Genomic DNA, 18,240 nt, shown 5'->3' with positions numbered 1-18,240 from the left:
GAAGCCAGGCGGGTGTGTGTTGGGTTGAATGTTGAATTGGCTGTCGAACGAATGGTGCTTTGACTCAGGCTGCGACAGTTCGGTCGTAGGCCAGAATCGGAATCACACGTCTGGCACTTTGTTCGGGGACACCATGGACCTGCCCAAAGATGTCTTTGCGATCGTCACGGAAGTCACCGCCGATGTAATACGGAATGCAACCCGTCAGATACTCGATGGCCGCAGCCAAAAACGGCACGTTGTCCGAGTAGGCTGCGTCACAACCCGCATCCCAGAGGTGCCCTTGCAAAAACATGCATGAGCCCTTACACAGTTGCAGCACCGGGCAACTGGGGCAATCGGGCCTGTGGCTCCAGTGCGTAGCGCTGCGCATCTTGACCGCCTGCAGATTCGACAAATGGCCAATGTGGTGGGGCTGCCCATTGGGCGCAGTGGCTGCTGCGCTGACGTTCTGACAGGTGAGCACATTGCCGTGCAGGTCCACCGCCAGATTGTTCGGCTTGTCCATGCCGCACTTTTGACCCAGCGAGGATGCTGGGCGTGCCGTGCGGATGGACTGCACAAAGTCCATGATGCGCTGCTGCGCCACCGACATGCGCGAAGCCAGGCCCTGGCGCAGTTCTTTGTAGGCCAAGGCCCTGAACCGCACATGGTCCTGCTGGGTTTGCAAGGTTGCCGCCAATCCGCCTTCGTCGTAGGGATCAATGAAAGCACCCTCCCCGATGTTCACGTCCTGGCCAAACCGCTGCTGCAACCAGGCCTGAATCTGCGCCCGACTTTGGTTGCCAGCATGGACCATGGCGTTGATGCTGATACGGCCCTGAGAATGCAAGCGGGCATACAGGTCCATGATGTCGGCGAATTTCTCAGGGTCGCTCAATGGATCGGGGCCACGGGTCGACTGGCCTGGACCGTCGTGCGACAAGCCCACAGAAAACCCCATGCGGTCGAACCACTCGTTCTTATCCGCGTCGAGCAAGCTGCCATTGGTGATGACGCTGAACTGAGTATCCGGATACAAACCACGCAAACGTTCAGCCAGCGGCTGGAGGGTCTTCCAGTACACCAGGGGCTCCCCGCCCCAGAACTCGATGCGCTCGGGTGGTTCAAGAAGCGCATCGGTCAGTTGACTGATGAACGGCTCGATGTCATCCGGGTTGCTCGCATCCGAATCCGGCACAAAGCGCTGGTTGCAGTAACTGCATTCGTAGTTGCAGGACAGCCCCAGGCTGATCTTGAGGACGCGTACCTGGCCTTTGCGGCCGGGTTGGTTGACCGAGACCACCGTGGCATCTCGGAAACTGCCGGGCTGAACAGGCACCACGGGTGTGCCGTCCTGCCAGGTCAGCGTTGACAACTGGTTGTCGTAGTGCAGCAAGACTTTCTGGCCGTCTTGGCGCAAGGCGTGAATCTGGAATTTCATGAAAGTGCCTTTTGCGGCTCCTGCAGCCGCGTTTTGAATACCAGGACCGGCCGCAGATCACGGCAGGCACGGGAAATGGGATTGACGCCATGGCGGATGTGCCCAGCAAAGAACACCACCCGAGCGGGCGCGGGCATGACCGAGCCCAGCAGGCGATCCTCCTGGTCGTAGAACACTGTTTCCCCACCCCACCCCGCTTGCCACTGCCGCACACCGTAGATCAACAGGGTTCTGTCCAGCGGGTGCTGGCTGTCGATGTGGACATTGCCTTCGTTGCCATGGGTGTTGGCATTGGCGTAGAGGCCATGGCACTGGGTCATGACAGGCAGTTGCAGCGCCCGCATGCATGGCCGCCAAACTTCAGAGAGCACGCTGGTTTGATCCTGCAGGAATTGCGGCGTGCAGCTGTAGTCTGAAGCTTGGTTGATGGGCCAGTCCCGGCCCAATAATTCACAGTGCCAGATCGGAAATGGCTCTGGCTCGTTTTTGTTGGTGATGCGGTAGTAACGGTACTGAAGGTGCTGCAGCCAATCGACGAGCTCCTGCGTTACGCCCGGATCCAGAACGCCATCGGCAAATGAAACGGGACTTCGGGCGTCAAGCATGAGCAGCCTCCGGTTCTGCCACCGAATGAAACTCGATGGCCAGGGTGTCGCGCGTCTGCGTGCGCAGAGGAAAGTAGCCATGCGGCGTGCACAGGGGCATGGTCACAATCAGCCCCGGCTGGGGCGTGATCGGGAAATGCACCGGTGTTTCCCAGGGCAGCAGGTTTTCATTGACGCGTTTGGCCGGATTGCCAATGACCATACAACCCGGCGTCCGTACATTGGGGCTATCGGTCGTTGGGTAGTCCGCTTGCAAAAACAGCACCGTGTTGAGCCCAGCACGCGAACTGGCGATGTGCTCAGCCACATGAAATCCCGGCTGACAGCGCATGATGTGTGCGCTCAGCCGGTAGCGGTATGTGCCCCAGATGGTTTGCAGGTGCTCACGGACCACCGCCAACATGTCATGCAGACCATCCGCTGGGGATACGCCCCCCTGCAGCAAGTCGTGGCTGCGGCACTGCCAGGCCTCGGGACCCCAGCGATGCTCGGCGTCTTCCCGCAAGACAGCCTCCGCCAGTTGCTCAAGCCGTTCCGGCGGCAAGCCCGACGGCTGGACGTACACGGTGCTAGGCCACAAAGAAAAAACCCAACGTTGGAGTGACGTTGGGTGGTTTTCTGATGCATCGGCTGACGCGAACGGATACGGGTTGGCTTGTGTGGCCACCGCCATGATGGGTGGCGGGGCGTGCGCTGATGCGTCAAATGACATGAATCACTCCTTGGGCCAGTGCGGTGACGGCCCCTAATCCAAATTGAAGGTGCAGGTTTTCTCCGGCACGCAGGCCCAGGGCCAGTGCCCGCACTTGGGCGAAACCTGCTCGCATGCGAACGCGCTGGTGTGGGACATAACTCGAGACGGCGTGCACATGCAGCCAGGCATCGGCAGGCTCTGAAGCCCGTATTTCCAACTCCACCCACTGTTCAGGAGACACCACTGCCGGAGCTTGCACGGTGAGCTTGGGCATGTGTTCATGCAGCCGGGTGATGGTGTGGGCATGCCCGGCCAGAGCCTCGCTTGGCTTGGCATAAGTCACCTGCTCATCCACTTGAAGGTTGGTCCAAAGTGGTCCGCCGGGGTGAGCGTTGATGCGCAGCACCATCTGAGCGCTGAGCGGCGATTCATGCCATGGCACCAGGCATGACCCGGCAACCAAATGCGTCTGACGCGCCTTGGTGAGCGGCAAGGACAAGGCTGTAAAGCCCTCGCTGTCTACCCGGCTGCTGCGGGTGAGCACATGGCGGTTGAAGGGTGCCATGAAGCGCCAAGTATCTGTACACAACACAAACATCCAAGCGGCCCAATCACCCAGGTGCTCGCCATACATGCGGGGCTTGGCACGCATGGCCTGTGGGTCCAGGGAGATTTCATCGACCAGGCCCCACGGAACACCATCAATGGTCTCGGTGTGGCCGGATGGCATGTCCAGTCTGACTGGCACGATATAGGGACTGGGCTGGCCGCGTCTGGGCAATGAATGCGCTTTGGGAATTGAGACGCCCGAAGGATGGACCCGATACTGTTTTTGGGTCACCTGGCCGACCGGACGGTTTGGCCTGAGCGTCTCCAATGGCTCCCACAGCCGCCAAGTGAGTCGATCCGCTTCAGCCAGAACCTCCACGGCCAGCCGTTGCGTGAATTCATCGACCCGCTGCACGAAGCGCGCACGAATAGGTTCTCCCCCGGTCACACCCGCACCTCCAGCTCTTCGACACCACTGAACCACTTGAACCCCAGCTTGATCTTGGCCAGGGCACTAGGGTCTGCGCCAAAGAGCGTGACAAGGGCTTGCCCTTGCTCCAGGTTTGGGCGGCTGTTGCTCAGGGCTCCAGCTGTGGTGCTCAGAAGCACCTGCCCTGACGCCGGGAGCACCATCCCCTGGTGATTGACCGCCGTGATGCGGATGCGCCGGGGATCACCACCTTCATCGACCAAGCGAAACGAGGGAAACGCCAGAGCCATGGCAACCGAATTGCTTTCCCACTCTTGGTCAAACTCAAAACCCATCACCTCGGTTTGACCCGCCTGTGGCGAGCACATGAGCACCAGCGAAGGCTCCAAGGCCAACGGTGGAATCCAAAGCTGGGCCAAGACCAGCATGGGCTGCTGGTTCCAGTACTGCCGAAACCCTTCTTTAGACAAGGCAGTTTGCGCGAACTTGTTGATCCACACCGGCTCGCTCTCGCCTTGACGCAGTGCAAAGAGCCAAACGGTGTGGGCATTGCCGGGATCTTGCGCGAGGTATTGCAGGTCATTTACCGTGACAGCGTAGACAAATGCGCTTTGATGGCCGACCAACATGGGCGCAGACGACTCATCAATGACCCGGCCACTTTCATCCAAGGCTTGCTCAAAAGCAGGCGTAAGGTGTTCGATCAAGAAATCGCCCTCCACCCTCTGAATGCGAATGAGGTTGTTTCGGTGCGCGTTTGTTGTGCTCGCAGGGCTTTGCAGCGGATAAGACATGCGTATGGTTTTCATGAGCAAATCCCCTTTCAGCAGCCACAGCAGTTGCAATTGCAGTTGCAATTGGTCAGCACATTCACCGTGCGCAACCGCACCTGTCCACCTTCATCAACCAGTTCGTAGTCATGCCGGGTTGTGATGTTGCCGCTGCCATAGCAATTGATGGCATAACCAGTGCCTGCGCAATTGGCCACTTGCTTAAAGAAGTAGTCGTGCAGCCAGCCATAGTTGGCGGTCCACATGGAGCCGCCGTTGTTCATGTACATGTCCCAGTTGCCGTCGGTCTTCAAAAACCCCATCAGGTTGCTGTTGACGTGCAGATAACGGGTACTTCCCTGATCTGTGTCGTAGAAATCAATCGTGGGCGAAGTGCTCTGTAAGGTCTGGCTGGGCAGGGTCAGGCGCCCACTCATGCTGTCGCCCGTGCGTGCTACCCGCCCCGACAAATCGATGTTGACCGTGGCGTTGCCGTTCGCGTCCGGACCACCACCGTTGACCGAGCGGACAAAGGCCGAGGCGTCGTAGCCGTCCAGGCGGTCCGCGTCCGTCGCCTTGGCGCTGATGCCCAGATAGGCCGCGTTGTGGTTGTGTAAAGCCGATGCAAAAGCGCTGGCGTGTTGGCCGTCCAGCAAGTCGGCATCCAGCCCGGAGCCCGCGCCATCCACCGTGAGCAGCTTGACCAGCACATCGGCAGCGGTGTAGGCGGCGGCATTGAGCTTGGCCGCAAACTGGGCATCGATCCCACTGGCCAGGTCCATGATGAAGCGCCAGTTGTCCGGGTTGGTGCCGATCAGCTGGTAAAGCTTGAGCTGGTCCGTGCGGTAGCACAGCATGCCCACTTGCTGATTGGTGGTGGGGAATGTGGTGCCGCTGTTGCAGGAGATCGCCGTCTTGTCGTTGTTCAGGATCTCGATGAGCGAGTCAGACAGCGTGCGCGACGACGGTATGTCGGTGAAGTTTTGCATGGTGAATGGGTAGGCAAATGACTGAGGTACATGGGAGCTGTCAGTACCCCTGAGCGATCCAGGTGAAGGTGCCGGTCACGCGAGTGCCAGAGGTGTTTTCTAAAACTGCCGTGAAGCCTGTTCGTGTGACTGCACTGGATAGGCGCGGGATGGCGACCACCGTGCCGCCCTTGTGGGTCATGGTCACCTCGGGCGGCACCCTAAAAATTCGGGCAAAGCCGATGACGGCACCTGCCTGCGCATCGGTGATCTGCACAGTGCCCCGGTCAAAGACATCGGGCACATCCACCGTCACGCGCAGCGCGTCAATGAAGCCCCGGTCGGAATTTCTGGACTTCAAGATGGCGCGGAACAAGGCGCGCTGGTAGGTGTAGTCACCCTGAATAAAGTCCCGGAAATCCGTGTAGCCCGGAGGATGGCCCGCTTCGACGATGCTTGCAAAGTCGGCCTCGGTGATCTCGGTGCTGGCCACGATCATGTCGCTGATCACGCCGTTGGCATGGCGACGGTACTGCTCAGCGAGCGCCAGGGCTTCATGGGCCTTGAGGCACATCGCCCAGCGCAAGGCGTCCGAGACACCAAGACCTTCTTGCAAGTGCCGCCGGTACGCCACTGTGCGGCCCAAGGTTTCGGCAAACGCCAGTGCCTCGGCCACCTGCTTGACGGATCTGCGGGTAAGCTGATCGTTTGTGCTGAGAGCCTCAGCGACTGGCTTTTGAAGCCGCCTGGCGGTCTGATCGCTCACAGCCAAACCCTCGCTGATGCGCAGGATGAAGGCGATCAGGTCGTAATAAGTTTCGGCAAAGTTCAGCGCTTCGGAGACCTGTTTTCTGAAACCTTGATCCAGGCCATCGGTCAAATCCGCCCTTTCAGCGACTGCTTTGGTGGCCATCCGAGCGGATACCGATGCCACTGGCAGGCTCTCAGCATGCTTTTGGCGCATCTGCCACAACAAGCCTTCGCTCACAGGCAAGCTCTCGTGCAGGGCTTTGGCAACCGAGCGGGCCAAGCCGTCCAGCGTTTGGAGGTTTTCATTCACAGACTTGCGGCTCGACTTGGAAAAGCCTTCAGCCACCCCAAGCGACTCGACCCAGCGCAGGACATAGGCGATCAGGTCGTAGTAAGTGTCGGCAAACCCGATTGACTCCGTCTTTTGCAGCGCGACTTGATGACGCCGGGTTTCCGCAAGGGACAGGGCTTCAGTCAGGCGCTTGCCATGCTGACGACCTGACGTGTGCGTCCAAGCCAGCGTGGCTGCCACTGCGACCACATAGACAGCGGGGTAAGCCGTGAGCCACGATTTGCCCGCACTGGCACTGGCCCAAGTGAAACTGGCATTGGCCCAGGTGTAGCGCGGGCCTTGGGACTCGCCTACAGTGACTGTCTCGGCCATGGCAATCAGCTCATGGTGAAGGTGAACACTGCCGTCAGGCTGTCGTCCGCCCCCTTGTTCACCACCGGGAACACCACCCTGTCGAGCATGATGCCGCCCGATGCTGCATTGAACACTCCAGCTTCCGTGATCGCTCCCGTGCCGTCGCCTGCTGGAAAGTCGGCCGTGAAGCTGAAGGCTTTGGTGCCAGTAGTGTGGGCATAGGTGGCGGCGTTTCGGTCGAGCTCGGAGACCAGGGCCGACTGGCTGGCCGCAGCCGCCGTGGTGCCCGTGCCCAGAGCGATGAAACCCATGACCGAGGGACGACTGGCGGATTTGCCGATGGCGTCGGCGATGAAATCAAAGCCAACGTTGACGATGATGTTGTCTTTGTGAACGGTTTCGATGTCGCCACTGGCGCGGCGAACAATGAGGGTCATCGCCCCCTGAAGTTGCATGGTTTCGTCAATCATGTGATGCCTTAAAACTGAATTGCTAAAAAATCAGCGCCTGCTCAATACAGCCGCAAACTGCTGAACGCACCCACGGGCTCAAGCCGTGCGCTGACCGACTGGACACCGCCGCCCATCCCGGCGGCAAAGAGGCGGCGTTCTGTGCTGGTCTGGCACACCCCCAGGCAGATCCGATCGGATGCTTCCAGTCCAAATGCGAGCGTGACGCGCCTGAACAAATGGTCTTCCAGGAAGAAGTCTTGCGTTTGGGCGTCATAGCCCAGCAGCAAAGCGCCGACTGGCCCTGTTGCTTTCCAGATCACGCAAGTCGTGACCTCTTGGGGGAGGAACCAGAACGAGGTGTGGAACACCTGCGGCATGTTCACAGTCCAGGCCACCTGAGTGGTGTCTTTGACCATGAGCCCCATGCCATAGCGGCCATCGCCGTAACTCACGCCCGCCGACTGGCTCGTTACTGCATTGCCAATGCCCATCACAGATCCGCTGAGCCGCCAGCCGTAGAGCTCACCCGGGTGCAGCACATCCTCTCGCGCCATCTGAAACCGCGCATCCACGTTGGCGATGGCGCCGTCGTAGGTCCACTGCCGCCGGGCGGCGTCACCGCTCCAGACAAAGTTGGCTTCCTGCCAGGTGGTGCGGTCATCGACCGAAGCGCCCAGGCTGCTGAGCAAGGTGTTCTGTGCCCGGATGGGCGAGACCAGATCCAACTCGAACAGGTATTCGGCCACTTGCGCGTCGGTGTTCATGCGCAGCGCGTTTTTGCCATTGACCGTGACCACCGAGGCGAAGTGCTTGGTGCCAGCAAAGCCCCCTGCTTGCTCGTCGCGCTCGAGGATCAGGTTGGCGTTCTGCGGCTGGGCCACCACGGTCGAGACGAAGGTGGGCGTGTCGCTGTAGATGCCGGGCGAGGCGATCGCCTTGATCCAGAACTTGCGCTCGCCATCGAAGCCTGAGGGCAGCGTGTAGCTGGTGGACTTGACCTCGGCCACAAACAGCGATGCATCCCATGCCGCCCCTTCTCGCAGCTCGTAGCCCACCACCTCGGGCTCTGGGTTGGGTTGCCAGCGAAACTCCAGCCGGTTGGCCGACTGCACGACATCGAACTGGCGCACCGTGGCCGGGGCCAGCAAGGTCAACACAAAGGTTGTGACATGCGCGCTGTATTGGCCCGAGGTGTCGTAAGCGCGGATGTGGTACGGGTACTGCCCTGCCGCATCCTGGTCGTGGACCATCTGGGTGCCGGAGGTTTTGGCGACCAGTAGGGCGCCGTCCCAGCCGGGCCCGACCCGCACCTCATAGCCCGCCAGGTCGGCATCAGGCAGTTCGTCCCAGCTCAGAAGCAGATCGGACATGCGCCGCTGCACGGTAAAGCCGGTCACATCCGACGGGGGCAGTGTCTTGCCCAGCACCGTGGCGCTGAGTGTGGCGGGCACACTTTCTTTTCGGGTGATGCCGATGGCCCTTAAGCTGAACTCGTACTCCCCCTCTTGTGCATCCCGAATTTCTGCGTAATTGGCGCTCACCAGCGGCAGGCTCACGAAGTTGCCACCGCCCACCCTGTAGGAAAGCCGGTAAGCAATGGCCGCTGGCACCTCAGCCCATGACAGTTGCACCAGCACCTGCGCCCGGTCTTTGACCCGGTACAGGCTCTCTTGCATGCTGAGGGCTGTGGGGGCCGCAGGCATGTCTGACAGCACCGTGATGGCGCGCGGCTGCAGCGCCAGGCCCTCTTCGATGGCCGCGTACTTGCCCGGGTTGTGGGCCAGGGCCGTGACTTCATGCACGCCGGGCTCGCGCTCGGCCACTGACACCACCCGAAACAGTTGTGGCTCGATAATGGAGGAAGCCAACACCCAGATGGCATCGGTTTGCGGGGCCATGCTGAAGGGAATGGTCAACATAAGCGTTCGCCGAGCGTGTGCATCACCGCTGGACGCAGCGAATGTCGCTCCGACCAGGCGTTCTTCTACACTGCCATTGGGCAAGATCACCGAAAGCCGCCAAGGCAAGTCGGCTGGCAAATCCTGGTCCAGGGTGACGGCGGTGGTGGTAGCTGCTGCGACGCGCCCCCCGAGGCGCATGCCGCCCCGACTTGGGTCAGCTACCTGGATGACATCGCCCGGGCGCACCACCGCACCTTCCAAGCCTGTGCGGAAAGTGATGATTTCCGATTCAGACTGCTCGGAATACAGCAGCCACTTGCCCACCCGGTTGGCCTGCCCGCGCGAAGTGCAGCCCATGGCCACCACATCGGCTTGCACCACGCCGTAACGAGCGATGCCTACAACGTCCTCAACGTATTCCACCTTCTGCCTGTAAAAATCCTCCGGATCGACCCAGCTGACCAGGGCCACGGTGTGCCGAGCCTTGGCGGACGAGCCCTGGTAGGCGAACTCGCCATCGATGACATTGGCAGCAGTGAACTGATAGACAGGGTCTTGGGGTGCGTCCTGCGTGACGGTGATGGCCCCACCCGACCAATAGGCCATGCCCCGGAAGACCGAAGCCATGTCTTGTACAACCTTGTAGGCCTGCTCGCGGGTTTGCAGGTACAGGTTGCAGGTGAAGCGAGGCTCGTGCCCACCCAGGCCATCAGGCACCAGTTCATCACAGTAACGGGCCACCCGGTACAGCGCCCACTTGTCAACCTGAGACTCAGGGATGAAATGCCCCAAGCCATAGCGGGTGTTGGTGACCAGGTCGTAAAAGCACCAGGCCGGGTTGTCGGTCCAGGCCACCTTGAAGGTGCCGTCCCAGACACCTGCGTATGAACGGGACTCGGTGTCGTAGTTGGACGGCAACCGCACGCGCAGGAGTTTGAGCTCATAGCTGCGCCGGGGGATGGCGTTGAACTGCGAGGCGTCCACCCGCAAGGCCATCAGGGCGCTGTTGGGGTAGCGCAGCTTGCTTTCGATGACCTCGGTGTACGAGTCCAGAAAGGTCTTGTTTTGCAGGCTGCTTTGGGTCGCGTCCTCGGTCAGCCTGCGAAGGCGGACATCCCAAGGGCCTGCGCCGGACAGTGGCACGTAGTAGCTGCGCTGGTAGCGCGAGGTAGTCTTGCCAGAAACCGTGTCGGTGAGCACCTGAACAAAACCAGCGCCTGCCGACTGCAAGTCGATCGCATAGCTGACGGATGTGCCGTTCAAATCGCCGTTGGTCATGTCCTGCAAGGTGAGCGCGGGCATGCTCACTTTGAGGCGCACAGCGTCCACGTCGGGGTCGTTGATGGCGCGCACCACCGGCTGGGCAAACTTACATTCCACGCCGACCGAGACTTCGTTCTCTACTGAAGCAAAGCCGGGGATGTAGTCCTGCTGCTGGGTTCCGGGGCGACTTTCAAGCGTCACCCCAGAAAAGTTGTAGCTGCCATCGGCATTCTGAATCGGCGTGTCGTCCAGATAGACAGATTTGAGACCATCGACCAAGCCCTCGATTTCTCCCTCGCACACCAAATCGACCACACGGGCGTAGGCTTTGGAGCGCAGGCTGTCGGCAGCTTCTTGGGCCACACGGGCGCTACCGCCGCCTGACTTGCCACCGCCACCTGCGCCGATGATCAAAGGATTTGAAGCTGGCATCAGATTCATGCAGTGATCTCATCGACAGGTATTTAAAGAACAGGTATTTCATCGACATCGATGCCCGCACTGATCACAGCCGAACCCACAATCATCCGGCCGTAGCCCACGGGCACGGGATGGCCTTGGGCGGTGGTGTTCACGGCCCCGTTGAACACATAACTGGGGCGGTTTTCTGGGCGCGCGGACGGATCTGATGCTTTGGCGGTGGGCACAATCATCTGGGCCACACCGCCCAGAATCATGGAAGTGCCCACCGAATACAGGGTGGCTTGAGACAAGAATGAGCCAGCGGCTGCCCAGCCCATCGGGTTCCACCACGACACAGCAATCAAAGCTGCGCCGAGCAGGATCTGGCCTAGACCGTTGCCACCCGCGCCCGAGACCACAGGCGCGATGGTGATGCGCTGCTGGCCGGTGGGTTCATGCAATCGGTCGAGCGCAAGTTGGTCCCGCCCGGCCAGCACCCGGTAGCCCACGCCCCGCTCGCCAGAGGACACCAGTTCCCGCTCAAACTGCGGGAAGTTGGCGCACAGAGCGCGCACCGCCTCGGCGGCTGAGGCCACCGCCATCTGATGGCGACGCCCAAAGCGCTTGCCCAGTTCACCGAGAAGAAGGATTGTGGCCATGGCAATACTCGTGCTGCAAGTTTTAGGATCGGTAAAGAAAACGGCTAAAGATGTCGGTGAAGGTCTGGATGCCGCAGCGCCTGGGTGGTGACCTTTTGCCAGTAGCCGCCGTACACGTCGCGACTCGATAGCCTGCCTTGCAAGTGGTGCAGGATCAGCCCATCGCCCAGATACACCGCCGCATGGTTGGGCACAGGGGAGGCAACCTGCATCAAGAGCACATCCCCCACCTTCAGATCTGTCCGATCCGTCAGATCCGTATCCTCAAACCCGGCAGATCCAAAGTTATCCAGGTACAGGTTCAAACCGCGCTTCCACCACTCGTCAAAGCGCTCAAAATTAGGCAGATCAACGCCGCGCTCCTGCGCGTACCAGTCGCGCACCAGGGCGTAGCAGTCGAGCACACCATGCGCCCATTGACGGCCCACCAGGGGCGCGACATAGCCCACGGGCTTGATCTGCGCCCACTGACCGGCGGGAAACGACACGATGGACCAGGGCAGCCCTGTGGCTTCGCAAGCCACACGGTCGGCCTGGCTGGGCTCAGGGGGCATGTTCGGGTGGGAATGGAACACCTCAACGATTTCGCCCTGACGGTCAGCTGCCACATAGTCTTCGGGGTGGATCACGAACTGGTCAGTGCCCACACCGATGTTGCGGCAAGGGCAATAGACTTCGCGGCCCTTTTGAATGACCAGCAGCCCACAGGCTTCACGGGGAAACTCTTTGGCGGCGTGGGCCAAGGCCAGGGATTGATTGATTTCATTCATGCAGTGATTTCATTCATGTCTTGATTTCATTCATCACCGGAACAAGCCCGCCGCCGGAAAGCCCCCGAATGGCAACTCGGCATGGGCACCAAAGCGCCGCTGGCAAGAGGCCAGGCGTTTGCCACAGGCGTCTTGCGCCTTGCTGCTCACCACCTCGTCATTCGCATTGAAATACGCACTGCCCGTGTAGCCGCACTCGGCACCCCGGTAGGACCAAGGGCAGACGTTTTGCACGATTTGACGGCGTGGCAAGCTGACGCCTTCCAGGTCAAACGAGGCGGCCAACTCGAACTCGACCACCTCGCGCGTTTCACGCGACTTGCGGTCAACGCAGTAAACGTCGTCGGCGAACTCGGCCAAAGGGTCTGCTGTGGGGTTCACGCCGTCCGCAAAATTGACCGCATCGAGGTACTTGGCCAGGGTCCGTTTTCGGGTGATCCTGGCCCCCACCAGATCCTGGTAGCTCAGCACGAGCGCCGTGATCGAGCCCGTGACATTGGCCACCCGCAGCCGGGGACGAGGCACTTGCCCGCCGCCGTTGAACTCAAAGCCCTCAACCTGGATCGGGAACGCTTCATAGGCGTGGCCTTGCCAAACCACACGCTGCATGAGGGCATTGGTGCCCGCGTGAAACCTCACTGGCCCTTGGCCAAAGAGCGACAGGTCCAGCACAAAGAGCTCGATCACGGCGCTGGGGGCGAGTTTCTGGATTTCTGAGGTGATCGCTGATGAGGTCATTGGCAAAACTTTCATCTGCAGATCCGTCATGACAGATCGAACACCTGTTTAAAAGTCGCCCGCACCGTCTCGACGTTGGGCTCATCCACCGAGCGGCTCCACTCTTCGCAGGTGAACTTGGCAGCGGTGCCTGCCGGGGTGGTCCAGTCAAAAGCCTGCACACCCCCGCGAGCGCGCAAGAAATCGTCGATCGCTCCGGCATCCTGTCTGGTCCGCCCACGAAACTCCAGCGTCCAGACCTCGGCTTGGGTGTGGATGCCAAAGGCCAGGCGCTGCTCATACCCATCGCCAAATGCCACCCGCCGTACATTGGGACGCATGGCCAGACTGGCACCCAGCGAAGGAATCCATGTAAACACCGCCATTTACAAAGCCCTCCTGCTGTCGAGCAAGCCACCGGCCCGCTTTTGCGCCAGCAGCTCCTGGCGCACCGCGTTGGCCACCGCCTGGCCCAGGTCACGACCGCCTGCGTTGTCGCCTCGCGCTGCTGCGCCAGCATCACTGACACTCACAGAAATATTGAACACATGGCCTGCGCCCATGGCCCCAGCAGTGCCACCGCTCATGGTCACGGGAATGGTCCGCCCATCGGGTAATGGCACATAGGCCTCTGGCCGCGAGCCTTCGCCAAACACCGCCAGTTGCGGCGAATTGGCGATCCCGCCACTGGCGTAACCCCGCAGCGGTAATGGCCCCTCTGCCGTCATGACCCCGCCATCGGCAAAACCAAAGAAACTGCTCATGGCTTTGGCCAGGGGCAGCGTGATGGCGCGCTGGATTTGGATGCGGATCAGGTCCGAGATGATGGAGTTGGCCAGCGACCTGAAGTCGAGCTTGCCCGTCATCACAAAGCCCACCAGCGCATCGGTCATGCCGTTGAATGCGCGGATTGTTGCCGCTTCCATCTGCTTGCCAATCTGCTCAGCCTCTTCGGCCACTGCACGCATGCCTTTGGCAAATCCGGCTTCGGGGTCAGAGAGTTCCTTGGCACGCTGCGTCAACAGCTGAGCGCCATCTGCCGCTTGGCGGGCGGCTTCCTCGATTTTTCGAAGGGCTTCGGCGAGTTTTTCATTACCGGGGGCGGCATCTGCCAAGCCACGCGCTTGCTCGGCCAATGTGGCCAGCTGGTTCGCACTTTCCTGACGGGCTTCGCCCAAGCGGTGCAGCGAGTCGAGCTCGCTGATGGCGCCGGTTTCACGCAGGGTTTTGATCTGCTCTTCGCTGGCACGCAACTGCGCCTGACCGCGCGAGGCCTGCTCTTGCAGGTCTTTGAGCGATTCGCCCGGCAGCCGGATCTGGCGCTCCAGGTCGGACTGCTGGGCATCGCGCTCGAGCTTTTGGCGTTTGAGGGCAATCTCCAGGAGCTTGTCCTGGAGCTTGAGTTTGTCCTGGCTGGTTTTAGCGACCGTGTCGAGACCTTTACGCAAAACAGCTTCCTCATCCGAGGACAAGGCAGAGAGCTTTTGCGTGAAATCTTGCTGCGCAGCCAAGCGAGCGTCACTGGCCTCCTTGAAACTCAGGTAGCCCTGGTTTTCATAAAGGTCGATGATGCGTTGGCGGTCCTTGAGGATGCCCGACTCTGCATCAACCAGGCCTTGCAGTCGCTTGAGTTCACTGTCGATGCCCGCCATGGCCGTGGCTGTGACGGCCGTGGTGGCGATGCTGTAATTCAGGCGCTTGCGGGGCGTGGGTGCAGTTGTTTCAGAGTTGCTCGCATCGCTGCCTTTGCGGATGTCATCAAAGCGTTTGGTGACCGCGTCGGTCAAAAGTGGCATGTCCCACAGCTCGACATAATTTTGGTTGGCCTGCTCGACGATCGCGTTGCGTTTGTCCAGCGCCGCTTTGAGGCGTGCGCGGTTCTCTTCAGAAAATGGATTAAGTCCCTCGCCCCCTGCAAGAAATGTCCCCGCCAGCTCAATGTCTGCCCACACCGCCTGGAAACTGCCAATCACCGACTTGATGGTCTGGCCAATGCCGCGCAGGGCGTCGATGACCACAGCGATGGCGTACGCCGTGTTCTGCGCCCAGGTGGTGAGCGAACCATCGGTGCGCAGGCGCTGGATTCCGCCCACCGCGTCGTCCGTGCCAAAGAGCACTTGCTTGAGTTCCTGCGCGAGCACTGTCATGGACGGGATGGCGGCCGTGACCAGGGTCTGTGCGACAAAGCCCGTCTCGGCTTTCATACGCGCCAGCGCCTTGGAAGCGTTGTCCGCTTCCTCGATCTGCTGGGCCGTGAGCCGAATATTGAGGTCCTGGTTTTCTGCAAGGTCTTTGAGGAAGGGCAGCATGGACGCGCCCGACTTGCCAAAGAGCTCTATGGCCAGGGCTGTCTTGCCCGCGCCGTCTTCAAATTCGGAGAGCTTTAAGGCCACATCGTTCATGACCTCGGCAGGATCACGCAGATTGCCGCTGGCATCCTTGGCCCTCACCCCCAAAAACTGCAGCGCCTTTGTGGCACCGGCCGTTTCATCGTTCACACCCGCCAGACCTTTAGAGAGTTTGGCCAGACTCCCGCCAATGGCGTCCATCGCGGTGCCCGAGATGGTAGCCACGGGCGCAAAGCCTGACAGCGCCGTGGCGCTCGCCCCAGTTTGCTCGGCCAGGCCTTGCAGCGCTGCCGAAGTCTCCAAGGTCTGGGTCACAAAGTCACGCAGTGCTGCCACCGAAGTGGTGCCGATGACGACCGCAAAAGCGGTCCGGGCAACGCCAGCGACCTGCTGCAGCGAGGCTTTCATGTCCGAGGCGTGCTTGTCCAGCAAACGCGCACTGCGCCCGAGATCGGCCTGAAACTCGGCGGTATCGGCTGCAAGTTTGATGACCAAGGAGCCGATATCAGCCATGGGGGTTGCCTTATCTCTTGATGCGGTGCGCGAACATGGCCTTGAAGCGGGCGATGTTCAGGCGTGATGCATCTGCTTCAGATGCCTTGGGTTGATCTGAACGGTTTTTCTTATCCACAAAGGGCATGAAGTCCTCCGGCGTGAAGGGCTTGCCCTCTTTGCTGCGGTGGGCGTTGGCCAAGGTGGACGCGACGATGGCCGAGCGCAAGTCCGCCCGGAAATCCCCAAAGGGCTCCAACTGATAAAACGCCATCCACTCGGTGAGCTCGTCAGAGCCCATGCGCGCCAGCAACTCGCGCACTGGCAGACCCAAAGCCAGCGCCAGCCGAAACACAAAGCGCCGGGCCGGGCTGGCGATCAGGCGTTTTTTGCGGCTTGCGCCTCATCGGCGCCGATGCCGTTCAGGCGCTGGGCCACAGCAAAGACCCGGTCGAGCGCCCGGGCGCTTTTGCGGCCTAAGGCGTCGATGTCACCATCTTGGAACATGCGCTCGCCCGACTCGCTACACAAGGTGAGCGAGACCAGGCGCGCGCGCACGTTGTGCATGCGTTGATCGTTAGACGAGGTGTTTGAATCCCTCGTGATCAGGCTGGCTTCAAAGGCGTCGCGGTCGGTGCCGGTCATGGTGCGCACGTACACCTGACCGCCCCATTCGGGAACGCTCACGATTTCGCGCGGCAGGTCGTCGGCAGATAGGATAGCTTCTTTGGACAGGATGTTCATGGGTTTAGCTTTCTGTGATGTCGCCGTCGATTTCAATGGTCACGCTGGCTTCAACCACCGCGTCCACCCCGCCTTGCACGCTGAACTGCGTGACATAACCGTAAAACGTCCAAGTGGCTGCAGCCACATCGGTGAAGGTGATGCGGAACTGACGACGGGTGCGGTTGGCGCGGTCGGTGCGCAAGCCCTGGTGCACTGCGTCTTCGGGGTTGTAGTGAAGGCTCAGCGAAAGCTGACCTTCGTCGCGCAAACCCACGCGTTTTTCTTTGGAAGTTGAGGCCAGATTGGTCACATCGATGACCGAGGCCTGGCCTCCGGGCCCCTGAAACGAGACCACGTTTGGAATGGTTTCAAAGGTGGTGGTGCCAAAGCGGGCAATGGCAATGCCCTGTGCGGTGATGGCGGTGCTGCTCATGCACGTGCTCCTGTTGTGCGGTGAAACTGTTGTGGCCTGAAACGTGTTCAGCGGTGGTAGGTGTAGTCCACGCTCACCCGGTACAGCCGGGCTTGCGCTTCAAATTCACTGAGCCCCATGCGCACATCGGCGATGGTGCTAATGTCGGCCAAAAGCGCCGCCAGGACCTGGTCTTGGAGGTGCAAGGCCTCCTGGTAGGTTCTGGCGTAGGTATCGACCTGAACGCGCACGCGCTGCAAGCCACGTGGCAAATTGGGTCCATCGATGCCGAAGATGTGCTCTTGCGCGATGGGCGTGTAAACGATGGCCGGGTACTGTGTGCTTTCTGGAGCAACCAGGGCGTACACCTCACCACCAGCCAAGTTCTGGATAGCGTCAAAGAAGTCCTGCACCGCTGTGTCCTAAGGTCTTGTGCTGCATTTTTTGGCTTCTAGCGCCACGCGCTGCTGCAAGCGCTCTTTCATGGCCTGAGCGGCTTCGCGCCGTTTGACCTCGAGCGCCGGACGCAGAAATGGGCGTGCCGCCATCTTTCGGGTGCCAAACTCCACAAACCGCCAATACCAGGCATCCTGGGACAGGTTGCCTTTTTTGCCCTGCTTGCGGTACTTCTTGCCGTGGCGCACCGTCACAAAGAAGGTCTGGCGCGTGAGGCTGGAGAGCTCTGGGATGTGCTTCATGATCACCGAGCGCTTGAGGGTGCCCGGTGGGGGCTGGTTCGGCCCCAGAGACTGCTGTGCCTTGGGTGCCCGGGCGCGGGCTTCGTCCCGCACGACCTTGGCCCCGGCGTAGACCGACACACGCAGGCCGTTTCTGGCGACACGATCTGACAATTCGCGCAGGGCTTTGCCCAGTTCTGCCAGGCCCTCAATCTTGACGATTTCGCGTCTAGCCATCGTCAAGCCCTTCGCAAGCCAACAAGATGAGTTTGACCCGGCGCTCGTCCTCATCAAGAGCCGAGTGAATGTTGAACACCCGGGCTTTGTAGAGCACGCGCATCTGGGCCACTTGGTGGGGGTTGTCAAAAAGGCTTTGGTGGCGCACCGTGATCTGGTGGGTGAGTTCTGCCGAGATGCGCCCAGCGATCACCGCTTCACGCCCGGACAGCGGCTGGATATCAGCCCAGACGGTCGCCACATCAAGCCAGGTGCGACATGGGCTACCCAGGCGGTCTTTGGTCGTGCTGGGTCGCTGAATCCTGATGCGGCGCGTCAATGCGCCTGCTCCGATCGGGTTCATAAAGGC

The 18,240-nt window shown here is 60.6% G+C and carries 20 protein-coding genes; all 20 read right to left on the bottom strand.

Translation table 11 applies throughout. The features are described from left to right. Positions 1-64: 64 nt before the first annotated feature. The 20 genes from QLQ16_RS12975 to QLQ16_RS12880 all read right to left on the bottom strand — a co-directional run bounded on the left by QLQ16_RS12975 (position 65) and on the right by QLQ16_RS12880 (position 18,234). Positions 65-1,423 carry a radical SAM/SPASM domain-containing protein gene (locus QLQ16_RS12975; protein WP_283225077.1) on the bottom strand — a complete coding sequence of 453 codons (1,359 nt, stop codon included), beginning with the start codon at positions 1,421-1,423 and terminating at the stop codon, positions 65-67. Continuing rightward, a complete protein-coding gene (locus tag QLQ16_RS12970; RefSeq protein WP_283225076.1) occupies positions 1,420-2,028 on the bottom strand; it encodes a 2OG-Fe(II) oxygenase in 609 nt (202 codons plus the stop codon). Before QLQ16_RS12970 ends, QLQ16_RS12975 begins: the two co-directional genes overlap by 4 nt. After that, positions 2,021-2,740 carry a hypothetical protein gene (locus tag QLQ16_RS12965; protein ID WP_283225075.1) on the bottom strand — a complete coding sequence of 240 codons (720 nt, stop codon included), beginning with the start codon at positions 2,738-2,740 and terminating at the stop codon, positions 2,021-2,023. The genes QLQ16_RS12970 and QLQ16_RS12965 overlap by 8 nt, the downstream gene beginning before the upstream one ends. Next, the gene (locus QLQ16_RS12960; protein ID WP_283225074.1) at positions 2,730-3,452 is read right to left on the bottom strand and encodes a hypothetical protein; all 723 of its coding nucleotides are present in this window, start codon (positions 3,450-3,452) and stop codon (positions 2,730-2,732) included. Before QLQ16_RS12960 ends, QLQ16_RS12965 begins: the two co-directional genes overlap by 11 nt. A gap of 263 nt (positions 3,453-3,715) precedes the next feature. Further along, positions 3,716-4,510, bottom strand: coding sequence for a hypothetical protein (locus QLQ16_RS12955; RefSeq protein WP_283225073.1), 795 nt, complete (start codon positions 4,508-4,510; stop codon positions 3,716-3,718). Positions 4,511-4,524: 14 nt separating this feature from the next. Beyond that, positions 4,525-5,460: a Maf family protein gene (locus tag QLQ16_RS12950; RefSeq protein WP_283225072.1), complete on the bottom strand. Its 936-nt coding sequence runs from the start codon at positions 5,458-5,460 to the stop codon at positions 4,525-4,527. A 40-nt stretch (positions 5,461-5,500) separates the two neighbouring features. Beyond that, complete coding sequence (locus QLQ16_RS12945) at positions 5,501-6,853, bottom strand: hypothetical protein (protein WP_283225071.1); 1,353 nt, start codon at positions 6,851-6,853, stop codon at positions 5,501-5,503. 5 nt (positions 6,854-6,858) lie between these two features. After that, the gene (locus QLQ16_RS12940; RefSeq protein ID WP_283225070.1) at positions 6,859-7,305 is read right to left on the bottom strand and encodes a hypothetical protein; all 447 of its coding nucleotides are present in this window, start codon (positions 7,303-7,305) and stop codon (positions 6,859-6,861) included. A 41-nt stretch (positions 7,306-7,346) separates the two neighbouring features. After that, positions 7,347-10,892, bottom strand: a complete 3,546-nt coding sequence (locus tag QLQ16_RS12935; RefSeq protein ID WP_283225069.1) for a TipJ family phage tail tip protein — start codon at positions 10,890-10,892, stop codon at positions 7,347-7,349. 23 nt (positions 10,893-10,915) lie between these two features. Continuing rightward, a complete protein-coding gene (locus QLQ16_RS12930; protein WP_283225068.1) occupies positions 10,916-11,512 on the bottom strand; it encodes a tail assembly protein in 597 nt (198 codons plus the stop codon). Positions 11,513-11,556: 44 nt separating this feature from the next. Then, entirely contained in the window at positions 11,557-12,282 is a 726-nt protein-coding gene (locus QLQ16_RS12925; RefSeq protein WP_283225067.1) for a C40 family peptidase, read from the bottom strand. A gap of 33 nt (positions 12,283-12,315) precedes the next feature. Further along, the gene (locus QLQ16_RS12920; RefSeq protein WP_283225066.1) at positions 12,316-13,035 is read right to left on the bottom strand and encodes a phage minor tail protein L; all 720 of its coding nucleotides are present in this window, start codon (positions 13,033-13,035) and stop codon (positions 12,316-12,318) included. Positions 13,036-13,046: 11 nt separating this feature from the next. Then, positions 13,047-13,385: a phage tail protein gene (locus QLQ16_RS12915; protein WP_283225065.1), complete on the bottom strand. Its 339-nt coding sequence runs from the start codon at positions 13,383-13,385 to the stop codon at positions 13,047-13,049. Then, positions 13,386-15,860 carry a phage tail tape measure C-terminal domain-containing protein gene (locus QLQ16_RS12910; protein ID WP_283225064.1) on the bottom strand — a complete coding sequence of 825 codons (2,475 nt, stop codon included), beginning with the start codon at positions 15,858-15,860 and terminating at the stop codon, positions 13,386-13,388. Between the two features lie 10 nt (positions 15,861-15,870). After that, complete coding sequence (locus tag QLQ16_RS12905; protein ID WP_283225063.1) at positions 15,871-16,194, bottom strand: phage tail assembly protein T; 324 nt, start codon at positions 16,192-16,194, stop codon at positions 15,871-15,873. 23 nt (positions 16,195-16,217) lie between these two features. After that, positions 16,218-16,583, bottom strand: coding sequence for a phage tail assembly chaperone (locus tag QLQ16_RS12900; protein WP_283225062.1), 366 nt, complete (start codon positions 16,581-16,583; stop codon positions 16,218-16,220). A gap of 4 nt (positions 16,584-16,587) precedes the next feature. Continuing rightward, on the bottom strand, positions 16,588-16,998 hold the full coding sequence (locus QLQ16_RS12895; RefSeq protein ID WP_108311741.1) for a phage tail tube protein: 411 nt from the start codon (positions 16,996-16,998) through the stop codon (positions 16,588-16,590). Between the two features lie 47 nt (positions 16,999-17,045). After that, positions 17,046-17,390, bottom strand: a complete 345-nt coding sequence (gene gp17 / locus QLQ16_RS12890) for a tail completion protein gp17 (RefSeq protein WP_283225061.1) — start codon at positions 17,388-17,390, stop codon at positions 17,046-17,048. 9 nt (positions 17,391-17,399) lie between these two features. After that, a complete protein-coding gene (locus tag QLQ16_RS12885) occupies positions 17,400-17,891 on the bottom strand; it encodes an HK97-gp10 family putative phage morphogenesis protein (RefSeq protein ID WP_283225060.1) in 492 nt (163 codons plus the stop codon). Beyond that, a complete protein-coding gene (locus QLQ16_RS12880) occupies positions 17,884-18,234 on the bottom strand; it encodes a phage head closure protein (RefSeq protein WP_283225059.1) in 351 nt (116 codons plus the stop codon). Before QLQ16_RS12880 ends, QLQ16_RS12885 begins: the two co-directional genes overlap by 8 nt. Positions 18,235-18,240: the final 6 nt, after the last annotated feature.

The sequence above is a fragment of the Limnohabitans lacus genome (assembly GCF_030053395.1).
In the GTDB taxonomy this organism is placed as follows: Bacteria; Pseudomonadota; Gammaproteobacteria; order Burkholderiales; family Burkholderiaceae_C; genus Limnohabitans_A; species Limnohabitans_A lacus.
This window is presented reverse-complemented; position numbering and strand designations above follow the sequence as displayed.